The following is a 24,095-nucleotide window of genomic DNA, read 5'->3' as shown; positions in this document are numbered from 1 at the left end:
TGGTCAGTCGTCGATCCGCGCGCCTGTTTTCGTGTCGAACACGTGGCAGATGTCAGCGGGGACGTGGATGGACACCATGTCTCCGATTTCGGCGCGGAAGGTTTTGTCGGCCTTGACGGCCACCAAGGCTTGACCGATCCGCACGGAAATCATTGTGGCGTCCCCCAGAAGTTCAAGCGTGTAGATAGGGGCGGTGATCTGGCCCTGTCCGTCTTCGGCAAGCGATGCGTCCTCGGCCCGGAAGCCAAGCGTCACCGCTCCATCCGGGGCCGACAGGCCCGGGACTGACGTTTTGTCGGTTTCGAAAGTGCCGCCGCGGATCTGCCCGTCGATCAGGTTCATCGCCGGGTTGCCGATGAAGCTGGCGACAAAGGCATTGGCCGGGCGGTCGTAGATTTCGGTCGGGCTGCCGACCTGTTGCACCACACCCTTCTGCATCACCACAACGCGGTCCGCGAGGGTCATCGCCTCGATCTGGTCATGCGTCACGTAGATCGTGGTGACGGCCAGTTCGTGGCTCAGGTTCTTGATCTGTGCCCGGGTCGACACGCGCAGTTTGGCGTCGAGGTTCGACAGCGGTTCGTCCATCAGGAACACGTTGGGTTCGCGCACGATGGCACGGGCAAGGGCCACGCGCTGGCGTTGTCCACCAGAGAGTTCCGCAGGTTTGCGGTGCAGGAATTCGTCCAGTTCCACCATGCGGCTGGCCCGGCGCACGCGTTCATCATGGGTCGCGCTGTCGATCCCGCGCACCCGCAGCGGGAAACGGATGTTCTCGTAGACGTTCATGTTCGGGTAAAGGGCGTAGGATTGGAACACCATCGCAACGTCGCGATCCTTGGGATCAAGGTTGTTGACGACTTTGCCGTCAATCGCAATCTCGCCATCCGTGATATCTTCCAGACCCGCGATCATCCGCATCGTCGTGGTCTTGCCACAGCCAGATGGTCCCAGCAGGACAAGGAACTCTTTGTCGGCGATGGTCAGGTTAAAATTGTCCACCCCAACAAACGAACCCCAGCGTTTGTTGACGTTCCTGAGCTGGATCTCGGCCATCCTGTCCCCCTGCGCAGCGCGCGTCTTTTGCGTTAGACTTGGTCAGCAAGCCACAGCGGTTTCCGTTTGGCAAGAATTCTTTGCAAACGTGTGCAAAAATAATTTTCGAGGCTTTGCAAAGCGGATTTTGCGGATTGGGCCGGGGCGGCGCGGCGGACCGGTGCGTCAAAAAACGGTCGATCGACGCTGCGTCATTGAGGAGTGTCGTAGCGTCGTACTGGTCTGTTAAGCTGAATTGTCGGCTAAACACTGCAGCCAGGGACGGAAAACGCAGGGAATGCGTGACATTGGGAGGACAGCCATGACCTTTGCGAGCTTTGAAGATCGCGACGCCATCGAAAACGAAATGCCGTGGGAAGACCGCGATGTGCCAGCCACGTTGTACGGTCAACTGAACAAAACAGCCACGGCGTTCCCGGATCGTCCAGCGGTCAGTTATCAATTGCTGTCGGGACCCACCGACAAGGCTGAAACGCTGTCGTGGTCCGAGTTGCTGTCCAAAACCGTGCAGGCGGCGAATCTCTTTCGCAGTCTGGGAATCGGCGAAAATGACGTTGTCGCCTATGTTCTGCCGAACACGAACGAAACCACGCTGACATTATTGGGCGGGGCCATTGCGGGCATCGTGAACCCGATCAATCCATTGCTGGAGCCCGAACAGATCGCCGCCATCCTGCGCGAGACCGAGGCCAAGGTGGTGGTGACGCTGAAAGCCTTTCCCAAGACAGACGTGCCGCAGAAGGTTGCCGAAGCCTGTCGTCATGCGCCCAAGGTGCAAACCGTGCTGGAGGTTGACCTCAACCGGTATCTGACACCGCCGAAATCCTGGATTGTTCCGCTGGTCCGCCCGAAGAACCCCGGTGGCCATCATGCAGATGTTCTTAGCTTTGCCGCGGAACTGAAAAAGCAGAACACGACGCTTGATTTCCCCGACAGCACCGGCGACCGCGTGGCGGCTTATTTCCACACCGGTGGCACGACTGGCATGCCAAAGGTTGCGCAGCACCGCTATTCCGGGCTGATTTACAATGGCTGGCTTGGCCATCGTTTGCTGTTCAACGAACAAGACAGCATCATGTGCCCCTTGCCATTGTTCCATGTTTTTGCCTGCCACGTCATACTTATGGCGTCGGTGGTGTCCGGCGCGCATACGGTGTTCCCGACGCCGCAGGGGTACCGGGGCGATGGGGTTTTCGACAATTTCTGGAAGCTCTGCGAGCGCTGGAAAACCACCTTTGTCATCACCGTGCCAACAGCCATGTCTGCGCTGATGCAACGTCCGGTGGATGCGGATATTTCCTCGATCAAAACCGCGTTTTCCGGATCCTCGCCTTTGCCGCTGGAATTGTTCAACCGGTTTGAAACCGCCTGTGGTGTGCGCGTTGTCGAAGGGTATGGCCTGACCGAAGCCACCTGCCTTGTATCTTGCAACCCGCCCGACGGGTTGAAGAAAGTCGGGTCAGTGGGCATTCCGTTTCCGTATACGGATGTGAAAATTCTGTCCTCCAAGGACGGCACAGTCACCGAATGCGCGGTGGATGAAATCGGCGAGATTTGCGTGTCCAACCCCGGGGTTTATGCCGGCCACACCTATACCGAGGCTGCCAAGAACGTGGATTTATTCCACTACGGCACCCATTTGCGGACCGGCGATCTGGGGCGCGTGGATGCGGATGGGTATCTTTGGATCACCGGCCGGGCGAAAGACCTGATCATTCGCGGTGGGCACAACATTGACCCCGCCGAGATCGAGGAGGCGTTGCAGGGACACCCTGCCGTGGCTTTCGCGGGGGCGATTGGCCAGCCGGACGCGCATGCGGGCGAACTGCCCTGCGCATTCGTGGAACTGGTCGAGGGCGCATCGGTGACCGAGCAGGAACTGCTGGACCATTGCAAGGTGCATGTCCATGAACGCGCTGCGCTGCCCAAGCATATGACCATTCTGGATGAGCTGCCAAAGACCGCCGTTGGTAAAGTGTTCAAGCCGGACCTGCGCAAACATGCCATCACGCGGGTCTTCAATGACGCGCTTGAGAAAGATGGCCTGCCGGCCCGCGTTGTGAGCGTCATCGACGACAAGACACGCGGACTGGTGGCGCAGGTGGATTTGCAGGGGGCGCAAACCGACGACGTGGCCAAAGTACTTGGCAACTTCGCAAACCGGTGGGAAGAGGCGGCCTGATCCAACCGAGGGGATTGTTGAGAACCTGAGACGAGTTGGCGGGCGTTAGGGCTTGACCTGTTACGGTCATGTCTGTGACGCTGATCTGTATGTCCCAGGTTTCGACCCCACCGCCAGATGTCGAGGCCGCTTTGGCGGCCCATCCGGAGGATGTGCAAGGCGCGCTCAGGGCGCTGCGCGAAATGATCCTTGATGTAGCGGCGAACACAGACGGTGTCGGGCCGATCACCGAGACGTTGAAATGGGGCCAGCCATCGTTCGAGGCGATGTCGCCGAAAACCGGAACACCCTTGCGCATCGGCGTGCCCAAGACCGGCGGCGTAGCACTTTACACGCATTGCCAGACCACTGTCATGTCGCAGGCCCGCGATGTCTTTTCGGACAGTTTCGATTTCGACGGCAACCGCGCCGTGTTGTTGCCGACGGATGGCGCATGGCCCGACGCGGCGCTGCGCCAGATCATGCGATCCGCCTTGACCTACCGGATCAAACCGGCGGGCGCGGGTCGATAACGGTCACCGGCAGATTGAGCGCTTGTTCCAGATGATGCGCGACTTGCAACAAACGGCCTTCTCCCCGTGGTGGGCCGATCAACTGGATGCCAACGGGCATGCCGCTTGGCGTGAACCCAACCGGCAAGGACAGCGCGGGCAGGCCGGTCACCGAGGCCAGGAACGCAAAATGCAGCCACTCGATATAGTCGGTCATCTTGCGGCCTGCAACTTCGGTTGGGTACTCGATTTCAACGGGCAGGGGGGCAAGGCCGTTGACCGGGCAGGCCAAGACATCGAACGTATCAAAGAACCCGAGCATGGAATTATAAAGCGCCGAGCGATCCCGTTCTGATTGCACGTAATCTGCAAAGGTCATCGCTTCGGCATCCGCGACATTGCCCATGATCGTGGGTTTGTAATGCTGTGCGATTTCGGGTGGGGTGATCTGGTAGCTGCCAAGGAAGGACATGCACCGGATTGCGCGGAACGCTTCGTTCAGGCGCGGCAGGTCGGGGCAGGTTTCCTCGACCGTGACATTGGGCAGGCGCAGGCTGTCCATCGCGTCCCGCAGGACACCTTCGATCTCGGGTGTGATTGCGCCAAAGCCGTTGAGGTCGGTCGAAAACCCGATCCGGACCTCTCCTGCATCGCGTTGTGCCGTCTCGAAATACGGCACATCGGGCGCGGGGAAGGAAATCGGCCATCTGCGGTCGTACCCCGCCATCGCATCCAGAAACAGCGCGCAATCCAGAACGTCGCGTGCCATCGGGCCATCGACACCGCCCGTGAGAAAGCCAAGATGCGCCGAACTGCCCCCCGCGATGCCGGGCGACGGGCGCAATCCCACGATACCGCAGTAATTCGCGGGGCTGCGCAGGCTGCCGCCAAAGTCCGACCCGTGGCTGAGCCACAGCTCTCCGGTCGCCAGCGAGACGGCTGCGCCCCCGGACGATCCGGCGGCGTTCAGCGCGGTGTTCCACGGGTTCCGCGTTGCGCCGAAAACCGCATTAAACGTGTTGGCCCCCGCGCCCAGTTCCGGCGTGTTGGTCTTGCCCAGCACCACGCCGCCCCGGTCTTCCAGCCGGGTCACCAACGGGTCAGAGGCATCCGGGATGTGGTTGGCATGCCCCTTGGTGCCAAAGGTCGTGCGCACGCCTTCGACCGGGTTAAGATCCTTGATGCCGATGGGAAGACCGGCCAATTGCGTGTCAGGTGATGGTTTGGCAGCGCTTGCCCGGTCCGGGCACCGCGTGACCACCGCGTTCACGTCAGGTTCCACCTGATCCATGCGCGCAAGGCTCGCGTCGATCAACTCTGCGGTTGAAACGTCCCCTTTGCGCAAAAGCGCGATCACCTCACGCGCGGATTTTTGGCAAAGCTCGGGGCCGGAAAACACTGTGTCTGGGCGCATGTCTCACCTCGTCTATTTGAGGCTGCGACCATGGCCAAAGGCAGGGCCAAGTGCAAATGCAATGTGACGGTCAGGTTTGGCAGAACATGTCATGCAGAAGGGTGATCATCCGTTCGGTATCGCGGTCGCTCAGGCTGTAATAGATCGTTTTGCCTTCGCGCCGTGTTTTGACAAGCTTTTCGTCCCGCAGGCGCGACAACATCTGACTGACCGCCGCCTGACGGATGCCAAGAAGTGCTTCAAGCTCTCCAACGGAGCGTTCGCCGGAACACAGATGGCACAGGATCATCAAGCGCCCTTCATGCGCCAAAGTCTTGAGATATGCCGCCGCGTTTTCGGCGTTTTTGACCATCGCGTAAGTGGTCGCAGGCGCAAGCGCGGTTTCAGACATCAAGGTACCCTCGTTACACAGCGGGTCCTATAGCATTGATCCACTCTGCTTTTCAAAGGTTTAGCGCAATCGTGATCAAGCGTCTTCGGGTGGGGCGCCGCCGGTGAAGGTGTTGCCGTCCTGATAATTGCAGGGGCTGGCCTGCATCTCGAGATGAAGTCCGGTCCCGGTGTAGGGATGCGCGCGGGCAAGATCTTCGTTCACGTCAATGCCTAGGCCGGGCGCATCCGACAGCGTGACAAAGCCGTTCTCCACGCGAATGGATGCGCCGATGAGGTCGCGGTGGAACGGCGTGTCGATGGTTTCCGCAATGAGAAGATTGGGGATCGAGGTGGCAAGATGCAGGTTCGCGGCCCACTCAACAGGGCCTGCATAGAGGTGCGGGGCCATTTCGGCATTGAACGCCTCGGCCAGTCCCGCGAGTTTCTTCATCTCCCAGATGCCGCCCGCGCGGCCCAGGGCCGGTTGCAGGATCTTTGCGCCGCCGGTGCGCAGGACCGTCGCGAACTCCGCCTTGGTGGTCAGGCGTTCACCCGTCGCGATCGGGATGCGGACAGCGCGGGCAACCTCGGCAAATTCCAGCAGGTTGTCCGGTGGGATCGGCTCTTCGTACCAAAGGGGCAGGTAGGGCTCCAACGCCTGACCAAGGCGAATGGCCCCGGAGGTTGTGAATTGTCCGTGGGTGCCGAACAGCAGATCCGCGCGGTTGCCGACGGCGTCGCGGATGGCTTTGCACATCTCGACCGACAGCGCGATGTCCGTCAGTGCAGGCTGGTGGCCGCCGTGGATCGTATAGGGGCCCGCCGGATCAAATTTGACCGCTGTGTAGCCCTGTTTCACGTATTCCCTGGCAGCTTCGGCCTGTGCATCCGGGTCGGTCCAGAAACGGGTGACGTCATGATGGGGCAGGGGATAAAGATATGTGTAGGCGCGCACCTTGGGCGTCATTTGCCCGCCCAGTAAGGCATAGACCGGACGGTCCCGCGCCTTGCCCAGAATATCCCAGCAGGCGATTTCCAGCCCGGAAAACGCGCCCATCACGGTCAGATCCGGGCGCTGGGTGAAGCCTGAGGAATACACGCGCCGGAACATCAGCTCGATGTTTTCCGGCGATTCCCCCCTCATATGCCGGTCGAACACGTCTTCGATCACATGCCGCATCGCGTCCGGTCCAACCGACGACGCATAGCATTCGCCCCATCCGGTCAGGCCAGTGTCGGTCGTGACTTTGACAAGGATCCAGTATCGTCCACCCCAACCGGGGGAGGGCGGTGCGGTGATCAGGATGTCGAGACCGTCAAGTTTCATGGGGCGTCTCTTTCTGCCAATATGTGCGAAACCCTGCGCGGGACGGTCCGGTCTGTCTCAGAACAAGATGACATTGCGCTTCGAGCCACCGGACTTGGTGTCTGCAATCGCGTCATTGATCTGATCCAGCGTGAAGCGGCCGGACACCAGTTCATCAAGCTGCAGGCGGCCTTGCCGGTACAGATCGGCAAGCCACGGGATGTCGCGCTGGATCACCACGTCCCCCATTTTTGATCCGATCATGGCTTGGCCCATATAGGCCTGAACAACCGGTTCGTATTCGGCCATCGCGCCGGAATGGGGCATGCCGATCATGACCATGCGCCCACCCCAGCCAAGATATCGCAACGCATCATTATAGGCCGGAACCGCCCCAACCGTGACCGCAACAAGGTCTGCGCCGCGTCCAAGGAGTGCCATGACGTCTTTCCACGGCGCGTCTGCCGTGGCCAAAACGCCATCGGTCGCGCCAAAGGCCTTGGCGGTTTCCAGTTTGTCCGCGGTCATGTCCACGGCCACGATCCGCCGCGCGCCGGCAATGCGCGCACCCTGGATGGCGTTCAGGCCGACACCGCCCGCGCCGATCACCACCACGTCTTCGCCGGCCCGCAGCTTTCCGGCATTCACCACGGCACCAACGCCGGTGATCACGCCGCACGCCATAAGGGCCACGGCTTCGGGCGGCATGTCTTCGGGCAGGGGCACCACCTGGCTTTGGTCGACAACCACCCGTTCGGCAAATGCGCCGCAATTCATCGCCTGCGTGACTTCAGTGCCATCCGGGCGGGATATTGGTGACGCGGTATCCCCCGGGCTGTCGCAAATCGTAGGCTTTCCGCTGGCGCAGTTTGCACACGTCCCGCAGGCCTTGATCAGAGTGACGACAACCCGTTGTCCGGTGCGTAATCCTGTGACGCCCGCACCAATGGCCGACACCCGCCCGGAGGCTTCATGCCCATAAACTGCGGGAAGGTCTCCGCCCCATGCGCCTTCCGCGAAATGGATGTCGGAATGGCAGATCGCCACTGCGTCCAGCGTCACTTCGATCTCACCATCGTGCGGCGCGCGCAGTTCAAGCTCTTCGATGGCCAGCGGTTTGCCGAATTCTGTACATACGGCGGCTTTGATGCGGGTCATGACCCCTCCCTGATTTTCAGGCAGGGTGGTGCGGCCCGGAACAGAGCGCAAGTGCGAAGTCGACAGCAGCAGGTCAGGCAGCGACAGAGCGACGTGAGGGAAGCAAAAACACAATCAGCGCAATGGCGATCAGACCAAGCGACAGCAGGAACGGCGCACCGGGAAAAAACACGGGCGCGTCGGAGCGTGTGAATTCGGCAAAAACGAACGTCATGATCAGCGGCGACACGATCATCGCAATCGCGCCGACCGATGTCAGCGCGCCCTGCAGTTCGCCTTGCCGCTTGTCGCCCACTTTCTTCGACATGATGCCTTGCAGCGCAGGCGTGATCACGGCGCCAAGTGCGGCCAGCGGCGTCATGATCAGGGCCAGCGTGCCGGATGTGACAAAGGCAAGCGCCCCAAAGGCAACAACGTCGAACGCCAACCCGTAAATCACAGTCCCGCGTTCGCCGAGCCGGGACAGAATGATCCGGATCAGCCCGCCCTGAACGATGGCCATCATGATCCCGAACAGCCCCAGCGACAGCCCGATCATGCCCGCATTCCAACCAAACCGTGCCTGGCCGAAATAGGCCCAGACCGACGGATAGACAAAAAATGCCACCTGGTAGAGGAAGAACACCGCGAAAAGACGCCCCAAGCCGGGAAGCTGTTTCAGGGATTTGAACGCGCCAAACGGATTTGCGCGCCGCCAGTCAAACGGGCGACGGATCGCATCGGTAACGGTTTCGGTCAGCACGAAATACCCAAGGATGGCGTTTGCTCCGGCCAGAACTGCCGCGGCCCAGAACGGCGCCCGGGTGCCCCATTCCCCCAGCACACCGCCCAACAGCGGGCCGATCACAAAACCAAGACCGAACGCCGCCCCGACAAGGCCGAAATTCTGCGCTTTTTTATCGGGTTCGGAAATGTCCGCCATATAGGCTGTGGCGGTGGCCTGAGTTGCGGCGGTGATCCCGCCAACCAAGCGGCCCAGGAACAAAAGCCAGATACTGCCCGCCAGCGCCATCACCACGTAGTCTGCGGCCATCACAGCCAATGTGATCAGCAGGATCGGACGACGCCCGTACCTGTCGGACAGATTGCCCATGACCGGGCCAAACAGGAATTGCATCACCGCAAATACGGTGGTGAGTATGCCGCCCCACACAGCGGCATTGGCAAGATCTTCGCCGGTGATCTCGCGGATCAGGTCCGGCATCACCGGGATGATCAACCCGACACCCATCGCGTCGATCATGACGCTGACAAGGATAAAAACGACGGGCAGACGCATGTGCGGGCTTTCGGAAAACAGGCAGGTGCGCCGTTAAGTGTAAACTACACCTGACAGTTTTCGCGTCAATGCGCCTGTGCGGCAATGAACGTGGTCAAGATATCCGTATAGGTGTCCGGGTCTTCCACGCAGGGCAGATGCCCGGTTTTGCGGATCAGCTCAAAGTGCGATCCGGGAACAAGGTCCACGGTTTCGCGCACAAGGTCGGGGGGCGTCGACCCATCCTCGGACCCGGCAATCCCAAGTGTCGGCAGTCGCAGCGCGGCGGTTGTGGTGAAGAAATCCGTACCCGAAATGGCGTGCGAACACCCGGTGTACCCATCCGCCGGAGTGCGCGTCAGCATATTGCGCCAAGCGTGGAATTCGTCCGTCTCGCGGAACGCGTCCGAGAACCAGCGCTGCATGGTGGCATCCGCAATGGACGCGATGCCATCGCGCTCGACCGTTGCGATCCGGTCTGCCCAGATCTCGCGCGTGCCAATCCGTGCGCCGGTGTTCGACAGCACCATCGCCCGCACCAGATCAAGCCGCTTGGCCGCAAGCCCCTGCGCAATCATGCCGCCGATGGACAGGCCGACAAACACCGCGTCGCGGACGGACAGGTGATCCATCAATTGCTCCACGTCGCGCACCAGCGCGCCCATCGCGTAGGGTGGTTTGGGGCAATCTGACAGGCCGTGCCCGCGCTTGTCATAGCGGATATATTTGAGCCCGGTCTTCGGCATCCGGGCAATCACCTTGTCCCAAAGCCGCAGATCGGTTCCAAGCGAGTTGGAAAACACAACAGGTGCCCCATCCGGATCCCCGTCGATCCGGTAGTTCAGCCGGATATCCCCCAGATCAGCCACCCACATTGCAAACTCTCCCTTGTTCTTGATCCGTTGCCTAGCGCACCCGGACATGCGCCATGATTTGTCCGTGGTCGCTTGCCAGCTTGTTATACGGCGCTTCCGGATGGCTGCCATCTGTCAGATGATCATTCAGCACGCTGAAATACGTCATTTCACCGACCCGGCCTTCGAAATCAGGATCGAAATGGCGCGACAGCCAGATTTGGTCGATGCTTTCAAACACACCACCGAAGGCGGACGTGTAGACCATGTCTCGCAGGGATTTCCGCACAAACAGCTTTTCGGCGGACAGCAGGCGAACAGCCTCAACGGCTTCGGTGATCTGTTCGCTTTCTTCCTTGGTGTACCGGTCCGACCGGTGCTGTGCGTCATGCCGCAACATCCACGCGTAGTTCTTGAAGGGCCGTTCACCCGCGATGATCTCAGAGCTGACGGCATGTTCGCCATCATTGTAATCGCCCATGGCCATCACCGGATGACCGGCCCGCAATTCCGCAACGATGTGCTGGCGCAAGATCCATGCTTCGGCCATGCGCCGGGTGGCGGCGCGTAACGCCCCCATCGCGCGGCCCAGCGGATCGTATTCGGTCAGGTCCGCCTCGGGCGCATAGTCTGCGCCCGGTGGTTTGATATATTCGCCCAGTTTCGATTTCAGGTGGCAGTTAAACACCGTCACAGTTTGCGCGCCCATGCGGACCCGGACCTTGAGAATCGGGCGCGACAGCCGTCTGAGCGTGAAGTGTCCTGCATCGCCACTGTCGATACCCCTGAGCGGGGCAAATGGAATGACAAGCGGCGTCTCCAGATCCTGAATGATCTCGGGCTGCCCCACGAATCCAAGCCGCGACAGGATCGCCACACCCGGGCGTCGTTCGCCGGGAATGCCTTCGTCGGCGGTATTGGGGGCAAACGCCAAGGACGCGCCCTTGTAGCCACCGCTTTCCAGCCGACGAAAGATCGCTTTCTTGCGGTACTTCTTGCTGCGATCGGGTTGCGCGACATCGTTCAATTCGTCCGAACGGGCGGTGGTTTCGTCAATCACCGCTTGCAAACTGGCTTCGTCGAAAATCTCCTGAAACCCGACGACATCGGCATCCAGCGCCAGAAGCTGATCCGCAAGCCAGTCTTCTTTCCATGCGTATTCTTCGGGCGTGTATGTCTGGAATTTGTAGTATTCCTGATCCGCGCCGATCAGGTTCTTGACGTTGAAGCTCGCGACAGTGACGTCTTGCATTCAGTTTTCTCCAAAACGGTCCAGCGCTGCGGTAAAGACCGACTGATCCACATTTCCACCGGATAGCGTCACGATCACCGTATCATTGTTCAGCGCATCGCCATGATAAAGCGCTGCGGCAAGTGCCACAGCACCACCGGGTTCAACCACGAGTTTCAGGCGCGAAAACGCCTGTGCCATCGCCATCTGTGCTTCGTCATCCGTGACCACAAATCCGGGGCCGCACAAGCGGGCCATGATGGGAAAGGTCAGGTTTCCGGGCTGCGGCGTGACAATCGCATCGCACAATCCCCCCGCCGACCGCGCATTGCGTTCGATCCGGCCAGACGCCAGCGACCGCGCCACATCATCGAACCCTTCCGGTTCTGCCGTATGCACGCGCAGTCCCGGTGCCTTGGCTTCCAATGCCAAGGCAATGCCCGAGGTCAAACCACCGCCGCCGCAGCAAACGATGACGTCGGCATGGGTGATGCCGCGCTCTGCCGCCTGGGTCGCGATTTCGAGCCCGCACGTCCCTTGACCCGCGATGACCTCTGGGTCGTCAAAGGGTTTGATCAGGGTCAGGTTCCGGTCTTCGGACAGCCGCGCACCGATGGCGTCGCGATCTTCGGTGGCCCGGTCATAAAGCACGACCTCTGCCCCCAGGGCGCGGGTGTTGTCGATCTTCAGACGCGGCGCATCCGCTGGCATGATGATCACAGCGGTGATGCCGAACTGTCTGGCCGCCAAAGCGACACCCTGGGCATGATTGCCGGACGAAAACGCGATCACGCCGCCCGCGCGCTGGTCCTCGGGCAAGGCGGACACAGCCGACCGCGCGCCGCGATACTTGAAGCTGCCGGTGTGTTGCAGGCATTCCGCTTTGACCAGCACGCGTCGCCCGGCGATGTCGTCCAGAAACGGGGAGGACAAAAGAGGGGTGACCCGGGCATGGCCCTGCAGGCGCCGTGCAGCGGCTTCGATCCGCGCAATATCCATCAGGGTTTCAACATGTCGAGCCAGCGCCGCAAGGCGTCAAGGCTTTGGGGTTCATCGAGGAACGGGATATGCCCCCGGTCAGGGATTTCGACAGCGATCATGTCAGGTCGGCGGGCTTTCATCTCGGCAAAGGTCGAGGCCGCCAGCAGGTCGGAATTTGCACCCCGAAGGCAGGCCAGAGGCAACCCCGCAAAGGCGTCAAACAGCGGCCAGAGGTCAGGCGCGGGTTGCGCCCCGGCCTCCAGAACCGCATCGCGCAGTTTCGCATCATAGGTCAGGGTCAAGCCATCCTCGGTTTCGTGGAACAGCCGCTGCGCCTCTTCCAGCCATCGCGATTTCGGGACGTTTGCAAAGCCCGTCATTGTGGCCTCTCGTGCAGCGGCCACCTCGGCGTGACTGGACAGCGCGGGCGTGCGTCCAAGGTAATTCTTGATCACCTCAATGCCTTGCGGATCAATTTCCGGGCCGATGTCATTGAGCGCGACACCGTGCAATCGGGTCTTGGCCGTTGCCGCCAGAACCATCGCAACCAGCCCCCCGCGAGACGTGCCCAAGATGGCAACCTTGTCCAGATCGAGATGATCCATCAATTCCAACGCGTCACGGGCCTCGACCGGGATTTGGTACGTTTCGGCATCCGCCCAATCGGATTTGCCCCGACCACGGTAATCGAGGCGGATCAACCGCACGTCGCTCAGGTGCGGGGCCACGAAATCAAAATCGCGCCCATCCCGTGTGAGGCCTGCAAGGCAAAGCACGGGAAGCCCCTGGCCTTCATCGGTGTAGGACAGCGATATGCCGTCTGACGTGGTGAACCGTGGCATCAGGCAAGCTCCGGAATGGTCGAAAGGTCCGTCAGGATGTGGTGTGGCTGATGCGGAAGGCGATCAACCGGATCTCCGGCCCGATTGACCCAGGCCGTCTCGAACCCGTAGCCCGCGGCACCTGCCGCGTCCCAACCGTTGGAGGACACGAACAGCACCTCGTCTTTGGCGCATCCCAAGCGTGCTTCGACCATGTCGTACACAGCGGAAGAGGGTTTGAAGGTGCCGATGTCCTCAACCGACAGGACAGCGTCCAGGAATTCACCGATCCTGGCACTGTCGACGGCCCCCTCCAGCATGTCCTTGCTGCCGTTCGACAGGATCGCACATGTCTTTCCAGCGGCCTTGAGGTGGGCCAGCATCATCGGCACTTCTTTATACGCGGCAAGTTCCCAATACAGCGCCAGTAACCGTTCGCGCAGTTCAAGATCGTCCAGACCAACCTTCTCCATCGCCCAGTCCAGACCGTCTTTTGTGATCTCCCAGAACGGGGTGTAGTCATTCGTGATCACCCGCAACCACGTGTATTGAAGTTGCTTGAGTCGCCAGTGTTCGGCCAATTGCGGCCAAACGGCTTTCAACGCATCGCGCCCCGGTTCCTCTGCCGCCACCCGCGCAGCCGCCGCGACATCAAACAAGGTGCCGTAGGCATCAAAAACGTAAACCTGTGCCATGTATGGCGCGCCTCCCTATACATCTTCAGCAACCTGTCAGATCACGGGATGGCAGGAAAGGGGGCGTTCAGGAAAAGATGGATCAGTAGTCCGACCCGGTCCAAAGCACTTTGTCGCCGTTCAGTTTGAGAGGTAGGATAGGGCGGAAAATCTCGGTATATTTTTTCGGGCGGAAGTCACAAATCAGCGTGTCCGACGCGTCCTTGATGAAGCAATAAGCGCCGTTTGGGTGTTTCCACGCGACACCACCTTTACTTGCGATGGTCATTGCCGTGATACTGTTGTTCGCGGCCCAGAAGCCATAGTCGTCGGTGCCGTAAATGCCCCCGCGCACCTCCGCCAGTTCGTCTTGTCGCGCTTCTTCAACTAGACCGCCGATATAGTCGTCCATCCCGGCCTTGACCACGCCGGTTGCCATTGCGGGAATGGCGAGGATGGCCCCGGCAAACGCACCTGCAACGCCTGTTCCATAGATAAACGCGTCTGCCGCATCCGGGCCAGAGCCAGTCACAGCCCAGACAACGGGCTGTACCAAGAGACCCGCAGCACCACCTTTGGAAAGCGCGCCCCCTGCCATACTGATCTTGCCCTCCAAGGCATATTCAACCTGAAAGGCAGCGCAGGTGACCAAAATGTTAACTGTGGAGTTGTCGCCAGACATCTGCAGTATCCTCAAAATGAATTCCAAGATTTCCCGAAAACGAGCGCATTGCGAAAAACAAGGATGTAAAAAACTGAACCTAAGACAATAAAAGTCGTGTACGGGTGAGTATCCTGTCTTGATGCGGTTCGCGCAAGAAAAACTCGACGCCACCGGACTGCGAAAAGAAAAAACCCCCGGACGCCAAAGGCATCCGGGGGCTCAAAACACTAACAGTGCTGGAAAATCTGCTTAGAGCATACCTTCGCGCTGTGCCTTTTTACGCGCCAGTTTGCGCGCACGGCGGATCGCTTCGGCTTTCTCGCGGGCTTTTTTCTCCGATGGTTTTTCGAAGTGCTGACGCAGCTTCATTTCACGGAAAACGCCTTCACGTTGCAGCTTTTTCTTCAGAGCGCGGAGCGCCTGATCGACGTTGTTGTCACGAACACTAACCTGCATGTGGTTTTCACCACCTTTCTAAGTTGGATTTGCAAGGATTTGCAGGAGCCGCTCGGATAGCAAGCCTTGTGCGATTTGTCCAGTGGGATATCCGACACCAAGCCGCGGCCTGTTCCGACTACTCCGCCAGCGCGTCGCGGTTCTCCACCGGATTGGCCGGGTAGAGGAAGATCGCCATCGACAGAAGCGCAAAAATGCACTCGTACACCTCCCATCGCCGGGATTCGTTCAGAAGCGGGATGATCAAGGTCACGACCAGTGCAAAACCGGCATGCTGAAGGCGGGGAACCGGGATCATCATTCTTTGTGTCAGGGTTTGAACCCACGTCACACGCGGCCACAGCACCGGCAGGACAATCAGGTAGCTGAGAATAATGTATGACAGCACCGGCCCGAAGATGAGTTCGTCCAGCTTCACGCCACCAATCACCAGATTGTGGAAGGTGAATTCCTGCTGGTCATTGTTTTCCTGAAAATAGGCAGGGCTCTCGAACCCGATAATCCGCTGCCCCCACGAGATCTCCTCGCCGCCCGCCCAGATGTAAAGCAGACCGTACACCACCCCAAGCGCCAGCGCGCCGCGTGTCACGGCATGTCGCGCGTTGATTGCGCGGCGCAGCAGGATAAGCCCTGAAATGACAAGCGCCACGGCCGTGATGTTTTCAATCAACGAATCTTCGGCCCCGAAATAGGTGAAAAACAGCTGCTTTGACATCGCCGACGCAATAAACGCTGCGGCCAGCACAGCTGCGCCAAGGGACAGCAAAACGGTGTTCATGTGATGGTGCTGCACGACGCCTCTCGCTTTTTGATCAGTGCGGGGGACCGGTCTACCAACACCTGATGCGGGCTTCCAGATCAGATGCGCGGTGACCCGGCTAATTTTGTACGAATGCAGCGGTTCTGCCCGCGATCTGACCAGACGGCGCGTCATGCACCAATGTCATGCAATTGGTGGTCTTCGCGCTGGGATCGGCCTAGGTTACCTGTCGAAATGGGCCCGCGCCCTGCCGGAGGCATGACATGACCGAGACCGAAACAGATATCGCAACGCAACTGCTGGATGCGGCATTGCTGCATGTGCCGTTTGACGGATGGTCGGAAACGGCGTTCCGCGCGGCAATCGAGGATGTCGGCGTGGCACCCGCCCTGGCGCGCGGGCTCTACCCGCGTGGCGCGGTCGATTTGGCTGCTGCGTTTCACCGTCGCGGGGATGACGCGATGGCAGAGGCCTTCAAAGCGCAAGATCTGTCGGACATGCGGTTTCGGGACAAAGTGACTCTTGCGGTCCGTCTGCGCCTCGAAGCGGTTGACGACAAAGAGGCGGTGCGCCGTGGCGCCACGCTTTTCGCGTTGCCGATGCATGCAGCCGAGGGCGCGCGTTTGATCTGGGGCACGTCCGACCGGATCTGGACCGAGCTTGGCGACAGTTCACGCGATATCAACTGGTACACCAAACGCGCCACGCTGGCGGGCGTCTATTCATCGACGGTTCTGTATTGGCTGGGGGACGATTCGCTGGACCATCAGGCAACCTGGGCGTTTCTGGACCGGCGGATCGGCGACGTCATGCAGATCGAAAAGGTCAAGGCGCAGGTGCGCAAGGCACCCGGGCTTGGCCCATTGATGAAAGGGGCCGAAAAGCTGCTGTCCCGGGTGCAGCCACCGCAGCCAAAGCGGGACGATCTGCCCGGTGGGTGGACCGTGCCACGCTAAACCATCGCTGGCGCACACCTATCGAATGGGCGCGAACAAGGCGTCATCCATTTGGCAATCTCGCACCACATCCACGCCGCAGGGCACCGGGTCCAGCGTTTTGGACAGGCAAATCCGGGCCTCCTGAATGCGGCCGGATTTGCAGGTGATGGTGATCATGTCAGGCTCAAGCTGCGGATTGGCCTTGAGAAAGGCATCCTCGACGACCGACGCGGGCAATGTCACCGCGCGAGCCAGCTTGCGGAACACCTCGGGCCGGGTGATCCGGCTGAACGCATCGCGCGACGTGGCATAGTAGTCGGTCGCGGACAGCCCGGAACAGGCCCCGTGCTTGTTCCATTGATGCCAGGCCAGACCGGATGTGCCCATGATGTCGGCCATGTCCCGCGTCATTGCCCGTGACGGGTTGCGCTCGGTTGTGGGGCAGTAAGACGGCCAGCCGCGATGGTATTGCGGCCATAGCCCGTGCAGGACCCAGCCAAAATCCGCACTTGCATCACATTGCGGAGATTTGCGCCCGTCACCTTCCAGCGCGCACCAGGTCGGTGACCAGCTGAGCGACAGCACATAGTAATCAAAATCCCCAGATTTTTCCCCCTTGGCGGTTGCACCGGACGCGCAAATCACCGTCAAAAGACCCAGAAGCAATGGCCGCATTTTCTCTTTCCTCTTTGCCTTTGCGCGACTATAAGCGCGCCAAGTTCCCTGACAATGGAAACCGTCCCGGCCTGATCCGGGACCTCTTGGACCCGCTCCGAGAGAGCAAACAAGCTATGCGTAAGGAGACGCGAGATGGGTAAACCGATTATGGCCAAAGCCACCGCCGTCTGGCTGGTGGACAACACAACACTGACCTTCAAGCAGATCGCCGATTTCACCGGCATGCACGAACTTGAAGTGCAGGGCATCGCGGATGGCGACGTGGCGGCAGGGGTCAAAGGGTTTGACCCGATTGCCAACAACCAGCTTGACGCGGAAGAGATCAAGAAGGGCGAGGCGAATCCGCTCTATGCGCTCAAACTCAAGGTGTATGCCGCCGCGCAAGGCGAAGAAAAGCGCCGCGGTCCACGCTACACGCCGCTGTCCAAGCGCCAGGATCGGCCTGCGTCGATTCTTTGGCTGGTCAAGTTCCACCCTGAACTGAGCGACGGCCAGATCTCTAAACTTGTGGGCACCACCAAGCCGACCATTCAGGCGATCCGTGAGCGCACGCATTGGAACATCAACAACATCCAGCCGATTGATCCGGTGGCGCTGGGCCTGTGCAAGCAATCCGAACTGGATGCCGCCGTTGCCAAAGCCGCGAAAAAACAGGAAGCGGTGATGACGGATGACGAACGCCGCAAGCTGGTGTCGACGGAACAAAGCCTCGACATGGACACCGAACCGCGTCTGCCAAGTGCGATTGAAGGTCTGGAAACCTTCAGCCTGTCGAGCACCGATGACGAGGACAAGAAGAAAGACGATGATTACGCCGACGCGGACAGCTTCTTCAATCTGCCTGACGGGACCCATGACGACGAAGACGACGACAAGTAAGATCAAAAACAGCCCCGCCGATCATTCGACGGGGCTTCTTCTTTAATTGGATTTCTGCATTTCCTTGGGCGCACCGGTCGAAACATCGGTGCCGATGTACTTGAGGCCCGCCTCTTTCCATCCGCCAAAGCCGCTTTCCATATGCGCGATCCGGTCAAAACCGGCGGCCAGGCACTGCCGCGCGACCTTTTCGGACCGCACGCCCGAACCGCAATGGAACACGATCTGCTTTTTAGACTGGTCCGGCATATGTTCCGGCTGAAACGCCTGCATCGGGGCCAGCAGCGCGCCTTCGATGCGCTCAAGACCAAATTCTTGCGGCGTGCGCACGTCGATCAGAACAATATCATTTTCGGAGAATGCCGCTGCGACCTCTTCCGGTGTCCAGTGTTCGAGCGTGCCGTTTTCGGTGGTTTCGGATTTCATGATGGTTTCTCCTAGAAGCGGTTGAGTGGGATTTTCAGGTAAGCGTTCCCGTCGCGTTCGGGCGCGGGCAAACGTCCGGCGCGCAGGTTCATCTGCAGCACCGACAACATGCGATCCGGCAGGGCGAGTGTCTTGTCGCGTGCTTCGCGGCGTTCGACAAACGCCTTCTTCGAAACGCCGCCCCCGATATGTGTGTTGTGCCGCCGATGTTCGGCTACGGTGGCCTCCCACTCGGGGATGCCCCGGTGTTTGGTGCCGTAGTCATGACCGACAAACAGGCGCGTGTGATCTGGCAACTTGAGAATGGTCTGCAGGGATTCGTAGAGGTCGGATGCGATACCTCCCGGGAAATCCGCGCGGGAGGTGCCAGCATCGGGATGCATGAAGGTATCATGTACGAAAGCCGCGTCGCTTCCGACCACGTAGGTGATTGATCCGAGAGTATGCCCGGGCGAGAGCATCACGCGCACCGGCAGCGATCCGATCTTGAAACTGTCTCCGTCTTCGAAAAGGTGGTCGAAATCGCGTGCCGGGTCGAACGCGTCGGGCATGTGGTAATAATCGCGCCACAGCGCGGCGATCTCTTCAACCTTGGCCCCGATTGCATTGGGCTTTCCCAGTTTTTCCTTCAGATAGGATGACGCCATCAGGTGATCCGCATGGGGGTGCGTATCAAGAATCCACTCGATCTCCAGCTCTTCGTGATCGGCAAAGTGCAGGATCTTGTCGGCACTTTCAGAATTGGTGGACGCGCTTTCGGGATCGAACGTCATCACGATGTCGATAAGCGCCGCCTTGCGCGTTTCGGGGTCAGCAACCAGGTATTGAATACTGCCGGTGTCTTCGTCGTAGAACCCCGTGACCTCCGGGGAATTCGCGCCTTGCGATGCACTGGTGCGTGAGAGCGTCATGACTGTGTCCTCCGTTCTTTGTCACAAAACGGAGGAGCCGCGGAACAGGTTCCATTTTTTGCACGTGTTTGGATCAGACCGGCTTGCGCGCAGTCAGGGCGGCGCTGATCGTGCCTTCGTCAAGGTAATCGAGTTCTCCGCCAATGGGCACGCCTTGCGCAAGTGAGGACAGGGTGACGCGGCCTTCCAGTTGATCGGCGATGTAATGCGCGGTGGTCTGACCGTCGATGGTGGCGTTCAGGGCAAGGATCACTTCGGTGATCTCTTCGCTTTCCACCCGGGCTTGCAGCTTCGGGATCCGTAGCTCTTCCGGCCCCACAGCGTCGAGCGCCGAAAGCGTGCCGCCCAGAACGTGATAGCGCCCTTTGAACACGCTTGCGCGCTCCATCGCCCACAGGTCCGCCACGTCCTCGACCACGCAAAGCAGGCCGGTGGCGCGGCGGGGGTCATCGCAGATTTCGCAGATATCCTGCGTGCCGATATTGCCGCAATTCAGGCATTCCCGCGCATCCCGGGCGACGCGGGTCATCAAATCGGCCAGCGGCCCCAACAGCAACCCGCGCTTGCGGATCATGTGCAACACCGCGCGCCGCGCGGACCGGGGGCCAAGCCCCGGCAAACGCGCCATCATCGAGATGAGTGCATCTATGTCGCTGTCATCGCGCATCAGGTCAGGCTGGAACCGCGTGCCGGTGCATTCAGAACGGCAGATTCATGCCCGGCGGCAAGCCCAGACCTTCAGTGAGCTTGGACATCTCTTTCTGAGATTTGTCCTGCGCCTTCTGCTGCGCATCCTTGATCGCGGCCAGGATCAGGTCTTCGACAACTTCCTTATCGTCGCCGTTAAAGATCGACGGGTCGATGTCGAGCGCCGTCAGCTCGCCTTTGGCTGTGGAGGTTGCCTTGACCAGACCCGCGCCGGATTCCCCCACGACCGTCATTGTCGCAAGGTCTTCCTGCATTTGCTGCATCTTGCCCTGCATTTCCTGTGCGGCCTTCATCATTTTGGCCATGTCACCCATCTGGCCCAAACCTTTGAACATCGTATCTCCCCGATTGTCAGCGCTCCTTGGACGGAGGCGCGGTGTAGAATATCATCCCAACACATATCGCAGCGATGATGCCGATGAACAAGGCAGGAGACCCAATGCATCCTTCCATCATCCCCACGGTTCGTGCGTTTGGTGCAAAGATCGACAGGAACGACACAAGAATGGTCCAGAGAACGACAAGGACCAACACCCCCCACTGGCTTTTGAACCGAATGGCCAGCGCGCTGAGCAGCAACAAGATCAGCACAACCGGCGTGGAGGCCAACGACAGGGTTTCCTGAATCGCCGTGACCGGTACGCCGTCCCAATCCGGGCGCTGAACGCTGCACAGTTCGGCCATCGCGGAACCCGGCAGGACGGAAAGGATCAATCCTCCTCGAAGGGGTCCCATTCATCTTCCACTTCGGGCAAGGCGTCGGCTTCGGCTTCCGCTGCGATCTGATCGGGGGTGCGCACCTCTTCGATGGTCGCGCCGGGAAACGCCTCCAGCACGGCCTGGACCAGCGGATGTTCGGCAGCCTTGGCCTTGATCTCCAAGTCTGCCGCATCTTTGCGTTCATTGATGGTTTCGGCGTCCGAACCGTTGACGATGGACACACCCCACCGGTTTCCGGTCCAGCGCTGCAACGCGCCGCCCAGCCGTTGCGCAAGATCCGTCGGGGCATTGTCTGTGGGCGTGAATTCGATCCGTCCGGGTTGATACGCCGCCAGTCGGATGCAGCTTTCGACCTCGACCAACAGTTTCACGTCGCGATTGGCACGGATCAATTCCACCACGTGGTCAAATGTCGGATACCGGGCAAGGGCCTGATCAGCCGCAACCGCGACCGCCGCGCCTCCGTAAGAGGCATGCGGTCCCGAGGACGGCGCATGTGTTGGCGCGGGGCCGCCCATGGCGGATGTGCCGGTGCTGGCTCCCGCTGATATGCCGCCATCCGGGGGGGGTGGTGTGGGCGGGGTGTCCTGCAGTTTCTTGATGAGGTCTTCGGGGCTTGGCAACTCGGACACGTGGGTCATCCGAATAATCGCCATTTCTGCGGCCATCATGGCATTGGGGGCCTGCGCCACCTCGTCCAGCGCTTTCAGCAACATCTGCCACAGCCGCGTCAGCGGTCGCATGCCAAGGGCCGCTGCGAAATCCTGACCGCGCTGACGTTCGTCCGGATTGACGGTGGGGTCTTCCGCCGCCTCGGGCGTGATCTTCACCACCGAAATCCAATGCGTGATCTCGGCCAGATCGCGCAGCACCGCCATCGGATCGGCCCCATCGGCATATTGTGCCGACAACTCCGTCAGTGCACCGGCCGCATCGCCTTTCATCACCAGATCGAACAGGTCCAGAACGCGTCCCCGGTCGGCCAATCCAAGCATTGCGCGGACTTGATCAGCTCCGGTTTCCCCCGCGCCATGGCTGATCGCCTGATCCAGTAGCGACGTTGCATCCCGCGCCGATCCTTCGGCGGCCCGGGTGATCAGCGCAAGCGCGTCATCCGTGATCTCGGCGCTTTCGGACGTCGCAATCCGACGAAGCAGGGCAATCATCTCTTCCGGTTCAATCCGCCGCAAATCAAATCGCTGGCACCGCGACAACACTGTCACCGGCACCTTGCGAATCTCGGTGGTGGCGAAGATGAACTTTACATGCGCAGGCGGTTCTTCCAGTGTCTTGAGCAGCGCGTTGAACGCGCTTGTCGACAGCATGTGCACTTCGTCGATGATGTAAATCTTGTAGCGCGCCGACGCCGCCCGGTAATGCACCGAGTCGATGATCTCGCGGATGTCGCCCACACCGGTGCGGGACGCGGCGTCCATTTCCATGACGTCGACATGCCGCCCCTCCATGATCGCCACGCAATGCTCGCATTGCCCGCAAGGGTCGGTTGTCGGCCCGCCGGTGCCATCGGCACCGATGCAGTTCAGGCCCTTGGCAATGATCCGCGCGGTTGTGGTCTTGCCGATGCCGCGAATGCCGGTCATCACAAAGGCCTGCGCAATCCGGTCCGCCTCGAACGCGTTTTTCAGCGTGCGCACCATCGCTTCCTGGCCGACCAGATCGGCAAAGGTTTCGGGGCGGTATTTGCGGGCAAGCACCTGATAGGGCGTGGCGTCGGTCATGGGGCAGGCATCCTAAATGTCCGCGGCCAAGCTATGCCACCATCTGACCAACGTCCACCACGTCCTCGCCGTTTGCGCGCGCTGACCAAGGCCGGGTCAGAGATACCAAAGCAATATCCCGGTGGCGATGGCCCCCGCTGACAGAATTCCGGTGATCACGGTCATGGATCGGTTCGTCTGACTGTTCGTCGCGTGTTCGTTCATCTCTTTCTGGGTCCGGCAGGAATTGCGCCACGCGGCCCAGAAAATCAGCACCGCCACAAGGATAAAGATCGACGCCACGGCTTTGGGCACCCATGTCGGCTCAAACGGGCCAAAGAGCGCGCGCAGGCCAAGCGCCAGGGCGACCGATGCCATACCTGTGCGCATCCACCCGGCAAACGTCCGTTCATTGGCAAGAACCGTCCGGTCCTCTGCCCAGTTCGTCCGCTCTTCGGCAAGGTTGTTCTTGTCCGACATGCCACCCCGCACTTGTGTAACCCCGTCAGGGTTGCCTTAGCCGTTCCACCGCACTGTTCCGACTTCGCTGACGTCATACCCTGACAAGCCTGCCGCGTGATCGCAAAAGGCGTCTGTTCGTAAAAACTGAACGAAACGCTGAAACGCCGGCTCAAAATAGGACGTTCGACTGACCAACAGGTCGAACCGTTCTTCCAACAGTGGCACAAACCCAAGTTTGTGCTGATGCGCCAACGCGGCCAGGCCGAACGTGGCATCGGTTTCCCCGGCGGCCACGGCCAACACGGCATCCGCTTCGCTGCGGGCAACCGGGCCAAGGTTGAGCGAGTCGGGCGGCACGCGGGCGTCGCGCAGCAGATGGTCAAACAGGGTACGGGTGCCCGCCCCGATCTGGCGCGGGGTAAAGGACCGTCCGGCCAGATCCGCAACGCAGGTGATCTTGGACGACATCTCCGGCGTCAGCACCAGACCGCGCTGTCGTTTGGCGAATGACAGCAAAACGGCAGGGGTGCCGGAAAACCGCGCGTCGACGACAGAAAGATTCCAGAGGTTCTGCGCGGGATCGAAGATGTGGATACCGGCAGCCAGCCCCTCACGGGCGCTGAACCGGTCCAGCCCGTCCTGTGAGCCGTCAAAAAACGTAGCAATGCCGCATTCAGATTGCCGCAAGGCCCAGTCCAGCAGCGGGTCATGACTGCCTAGAAACACCGCCGGACGCGGCGTCTCTGCCGCAGATGTGCCGGATTGCCCACGGGCCAGCCAATTGTGAACCGCCTGTTCCGGGAAAAGCAGCTTTCCCGTGACCTTGGAACAGGGCACCGCCCCCGAGGCCGCAAGGTCATAGACCTTGCGCTCCTTGATCCTCAGAAGCTCGGCCAGTTCGGGAACCGTGAGATACCGGTCGTGCAGGGGGGGCTTGGCGTAGGGCATGTCGATGCGACTATGTCCGACACGCAAAG

At 60.3% G+C, this 24,095-nt stretch carries 27 protein-coding genes; 4 read left to right on the top strand and 23 right to left on the bottom strand.

Translation table 11 applies throughout. The annotated features are described in order from the left end of the window. Positions 1-3 precede the first annotated feature (3 nt). The gene (gene ugpC / locus MWU54_RS06505) at positions 4-1,056 is read right to left on the bottom strand and encodes a sn-glycerol-3-phosphate ABC transporter ATP-binding protein UgpC (protein WP_247081583.1); all 1,053 of its coding nucleotides are present in this window, start codon (positions 1,054-1,056) and stop codon (positions 4-6) included. Between the two features lie 301 nt (positions 1,057-1,357). Here ugpC and MWU54_RS06500 point away from each other — a divergent pair, with 301 nt between their 5' ends. Both MWU54_RS06500 and MWU54_RS06495 read left to right on the top strand, forming a co-directional pair. After that, positions 1,358-3,238, top strand: coding sequence for an acyl-CoA synthetase (locus MWU54_RS06500; RefSeq protein ID WP_247081582.1), 1,881 nt, complete (start codon positions 1,358-1,360; stop codon positions 3,236-3,238). A gap of 68 nt (positions 3,239-3,306) precedes the next feature. Continuing rightward, on the top strand, positions 3,307-3,750 hold the full coding sequence (locus tag MWU54_RS06495; protein WP_247081581.1) for a DUF1801 domain-containing protein: 444 nt from the start codon (positions 3,307-3,309) through the stop codon (positions 3,748-3,750). Here MWU54_RS06495 and MWU54_RS06490 read toward each other — a convergent pair. The 13 genes from MWU54_RS06490 to MWU54_RS06430 all read right to left on the bottom strand — a co-directional run bounded on the left by MWU54_RS06490 (position 3,725) and on the right by MWU54_RS06430 (position 15,696). After that, the gene (locus MWU54_RS06490; RefSeq protein WP_247081580.1) at positions 3,725-5,143 is read right to left on the bottom strand and encodes an amidase family protein; all 1,419 of its coding nucleotides are present in this window, start codon (positions 5,141-5,143) and stop codon (positions 3,725-3,727) included. The two genes, MWU54_RS06495 and MWU54_RS06490, sit on opposite strands and share 26 nt — an antisense overlap. A 70-nt stretch (positions 5,144-5,213) precedes the next feature. Then, positions 5,214-5,534 carry a metalloregulator ArsR/SmtB family transcription factor gene (locus tag MWU54_RS06485; RefSeq protein ID WP_247081579.1) on the bottom strand — a complete coding sequence of 107 codons (321 nt, stop codon included), beginning with the start codon at positions 5,532-5,534 and terminating at the stop codon, positions 5,214-5,216. 75 nt (positions 5,535-5,609) lie between these two features. Next, positions 5,610-6,842: a mandelate racemase/muconate lactonizing enzyme family protein gene (locus MWU54_RS06480; protein WP_247081578.1), complete on the bottom strand. Its 1,233-nt coding sequence runs from the start codon at positions 6,840-6,842 to the stop codon at positions 5,610-5,612. A gap of 57 nt (positions 6,843-6,899) precedes the next feature. Then, positions 6,900-7,979 (bottom strand): alcohol dehydrogenase catalytic domain-containing protein, encoded by a 1,080-nt coding sequence (locus MWU54_RS06475; protein WP_247081577.1) that lies wholly within the window; start codon positions 7,977-7,979, stop codon positions 6,900-6,902. Positions 7,980-8,052: 73 nt separating this feature from the next. Continuing rightward, complete coding sequence (locus tag MWU54_RS06470) at positions 8,053-9,258, bottom strand: TCR/Tet family MFS transporter (RefSeq protein WP_247081576.1); 1,206 nt, start codon at positions 9,256-9,258, stop codon at positions 8,053-8,055. Positions 9,259-9,323: 65 nt separating this feature from the next. Next, positions 9,324-10,112, bottom strand: a complete 789-nt coding sequence (gene pcaD, locus MWU54_RS06465; protein ID WP_247081575.1) for a 3-oxoadipate enol-lactonase — start codon at positions 10,110-10,112, stop codon at positions 9,324-9,326. Positions 10,113-10,143: 31 nt separating this feature from the next. Next, positions 10,144-11,343, bottom strand: a complete 1,200-nt coding sequence (locus MWU54_RS06460) for an endonuclease/exonuclease/phosphatase family protein (RefSeq protein WP_247081574.1) — start codon at positions 11,341-11,343, stop codon at positions 10,144-10,146. Then, positions 11,344-12,321: a threonine/serine dehydratase gene (locus tag MWU54_RS06455; RefSeq protein ID WP_247081573.1), complete on the bottom strand. Its 978-nt coding sequence runs from the start codon at positions 12,319-12,321 to the stop codon at positions 11,344-11,346. It lies immediately after the preceding gene. Then, on the bottom strand, positions 12,321-13,145 hold the full coding sequence (locus tag MWU54_RS06450; RefSeq protein WP_247081572.1) for an alpha/beta hydrolase: 825 nt from the start codon (positions 13,143-13,145) through the stop codon (positions 12,321-12,323). Before MWU54_RS06450 ends, MWU54_RS06455 begins: the two co-directional genes overlap by 1 nt. Then, positions 13,145-13,819: a haloacid dehalogenase type II gene (locus MWU54_RS06445; protein ID WP_247081571.1), complete on the bottom strand. Its 675-nt coding sequence runs from the start codon at positions 13,817-13,819 to the stop codon at positions 13,145-13,147. The genes MWU54_RS06450 and MWU54_RS06445 overlap by 1 nt, the downstream gene beginning before the upstream one ends. A gap of 82 nt (positions 13,820-13,901) precedes the next feature. Then, positions 13,902-14,480: a hypothetical protein gene (locus MWU54_RS06440; protein WP_247081570.1), complete on the bottom strand. Its 579-nt coding sequence runs from the start codon at positions 14,478-14,480 to the stop codon at positions 13,902-13,904. 231 nt (positions 14,481-14,711) lie between these two features. Then, positions 14,712-14,918 carry a 30S ribosomal protein S21 gene (gene rpsU / locus MWU54_RS06435; protein ID WP_036556662.1) on the bottom strand — a complete coding sequence of 69 codons (207 nt, stop codon included), beginning with the start codon at positions 14,916-14,918 and terminating at the stop codon, positions 14,712-14,714. A 118-nt stretch (positions 14,919-15,036) separates the two neighbouring features. Next, positions 15,037-15,696, bottom strand: a complete 660-nt coding sequence (locus MWU54_RS06430) for a hypothetical protein (RefSeq protein WP_247081569.1) — start codon at positions 15,694-15,696, stop codon at positions 15,037-15,039. A 245-nt stretch (positions 15,697-15,941) separates the two neighbouring features. On the opposite strand from MWU54_RS06430, the gene MWU54_RS06425 reads away from it, so the two are divergent. Further along, positions 15,942-16,634 carry a COQ9 family protein gene (locus MWU54_RS06425; protein ID WP_247081568.1) on the top strand — a complete coding sequence of 231 codons (693 nt, stop codon included), beginning with the start codon at positions 15,942-15,944 and terminating at the stop codon, positions 16,632-16,634. Between the two features lie 18 nt (positions 16,635-16,652). Here the strand turns inward: MWU54_RS06425 and MWU54_RS06420 are convergent, their stop codons facing one another. Further along, the gene (locus MWU54_RS06420; protein WP_247081567.1) at positions 16,653-17,291 is read right to left on the bottom strand and encodes a ribonuclease T2; all 639 of its coding nucleotides are present in this window, start codon (positions 17,289-17,291) and stop codon (positions 16,653-16,655) included. Positions 17,292-17,426: 135 nt separating this feature from the next. Between MWU54_RS06420 and MWU54_RS06415 the strand changes: the two genes are divergently transcribed. Next, entirely contained in the window at positions 17,427-18,173 is a 747-nt protein-coding gene (locus MWU54_RS06415; protein ID WP_247081566.1) for a DUF1013 domain-containing protein, read from the top strand. 42 nt (positions 18,174-18,215) lie between these two features. Here MWU54_RS06415 and MWU54_RS06410 read toward each other — a convergent pair whose 3' ends face one another. The 8 genes from MWU54_RS06410 to MWU54_RS06375 form a co-directional block, all read right to left on the bottom strand. Further along, on the bottom strand, positions 18,216-18,599 hold the full coding sequence (locus MWU54_RS06410) for a rhodanese-like domain-containing protein (RefSeq protein WP_247081565.1): 384 nt from the start codon (positions 18,597-18,599) through the stop codon (positions 18,216-18,218). An 11-nt stretch (positions 18,600-18,610) separates the two neighbouring features. Further along, the gene (locus MWU54_RS06405) at positions 18,611-19,510 is read right to left on the bottom strand and encodes an MBL fold metallo-hydrolase (RefSeq protein WP_247081564.1); all 900 of its coding nucleotides are present in this window, start codon (positions 19,508-19,510) and stop codon (positions 18,611-18,613) included. 73 nt (positions 19,511-19,583) lie between these two features. Further along, positions 19,584-20,177, bottom strand: coding sequence for a recombination mediator RecR (gene recR / locus MWU54_RS06400; RefSeq protein ID WP_247081563.1), 594 nt, complete (start codon positions 20,175-20,177; stop codon positions 19,584-19,586). Between the two features lie 31 nt (positions 20,178-20,208). Further along, a complete protein-coding gene (locus MWU54_RS06395; RefSeq protein WP_247081562.1) occupies positions 20,209-20,553 on the bottom strand; it encodes a YbaB/EbfC family nucleoid-associated protein in 345 nt (114 codons plus the stop codon). 16 nt (positions 20,554-20,569) lie between these two features. Then, entirely contained in the window at positions 20,570-20,932 is a 363-nt protein-coding gene (locus MWU54_RS06390) for a hypothetical protein (protein ID WP_247081561.1), read from the bottom strand. Continuing rightward, a complete protein-coding gene (locus MWU54_RS06385; protein WP_247081560.1) occupies positions 20,929-22,677 on the bottom strand; it encodes a DNA polymerase III subunit gamma/tau in 1,749 nt (582 codons plus the stop codon). The genes MWU54_RS06390 and MWU54_RS06385 overlap by 4 nt, the downstream gene beginning before the upstream one ends. Before the next feature lie 96 nt (positions 22,678-22,773). Further along, positions 22,774-23,136 (bottom strand): DUF202 domain-containing protein, encoded by a 363-nt coding sequence (locus MWU54_RS06380; protein WP_247081559.1) that lies wholly within the window; start codon positions 23,134-23,136, stop codon positions 22,774-22,776. A gap of 36 nt (positions 23,137-23,172) precedes the next feature. After that, on the bottom strand, positions 23,173-24,066 hold the full coding sequence (locus MWU54_RS06375; RefSeq protein WP_247081558.1) for a helix-turn-helix transcriptional regulator: 894 nt from the start codon (positions 24,064-24,066) through the stop codon (positions 23,173-23,175). Between the last annotated feature and the right edge of the window lie 29 nt (positions 24,067-24,095).

The organism is Marivita sp. S6314 (assembly GCF_023015985.1).
In the GTDB taxonomy this organism is placed as follows: Bacteria; Pseudomonadota; Alphaproteobacteria; order Rhodobacterales; family Rhodobacteraceae; genus Marivita.
Note: the sequence above shows the minus strand (reverse complement) of the source record. Positions and strands in the feature narration are given on the sequence as shown.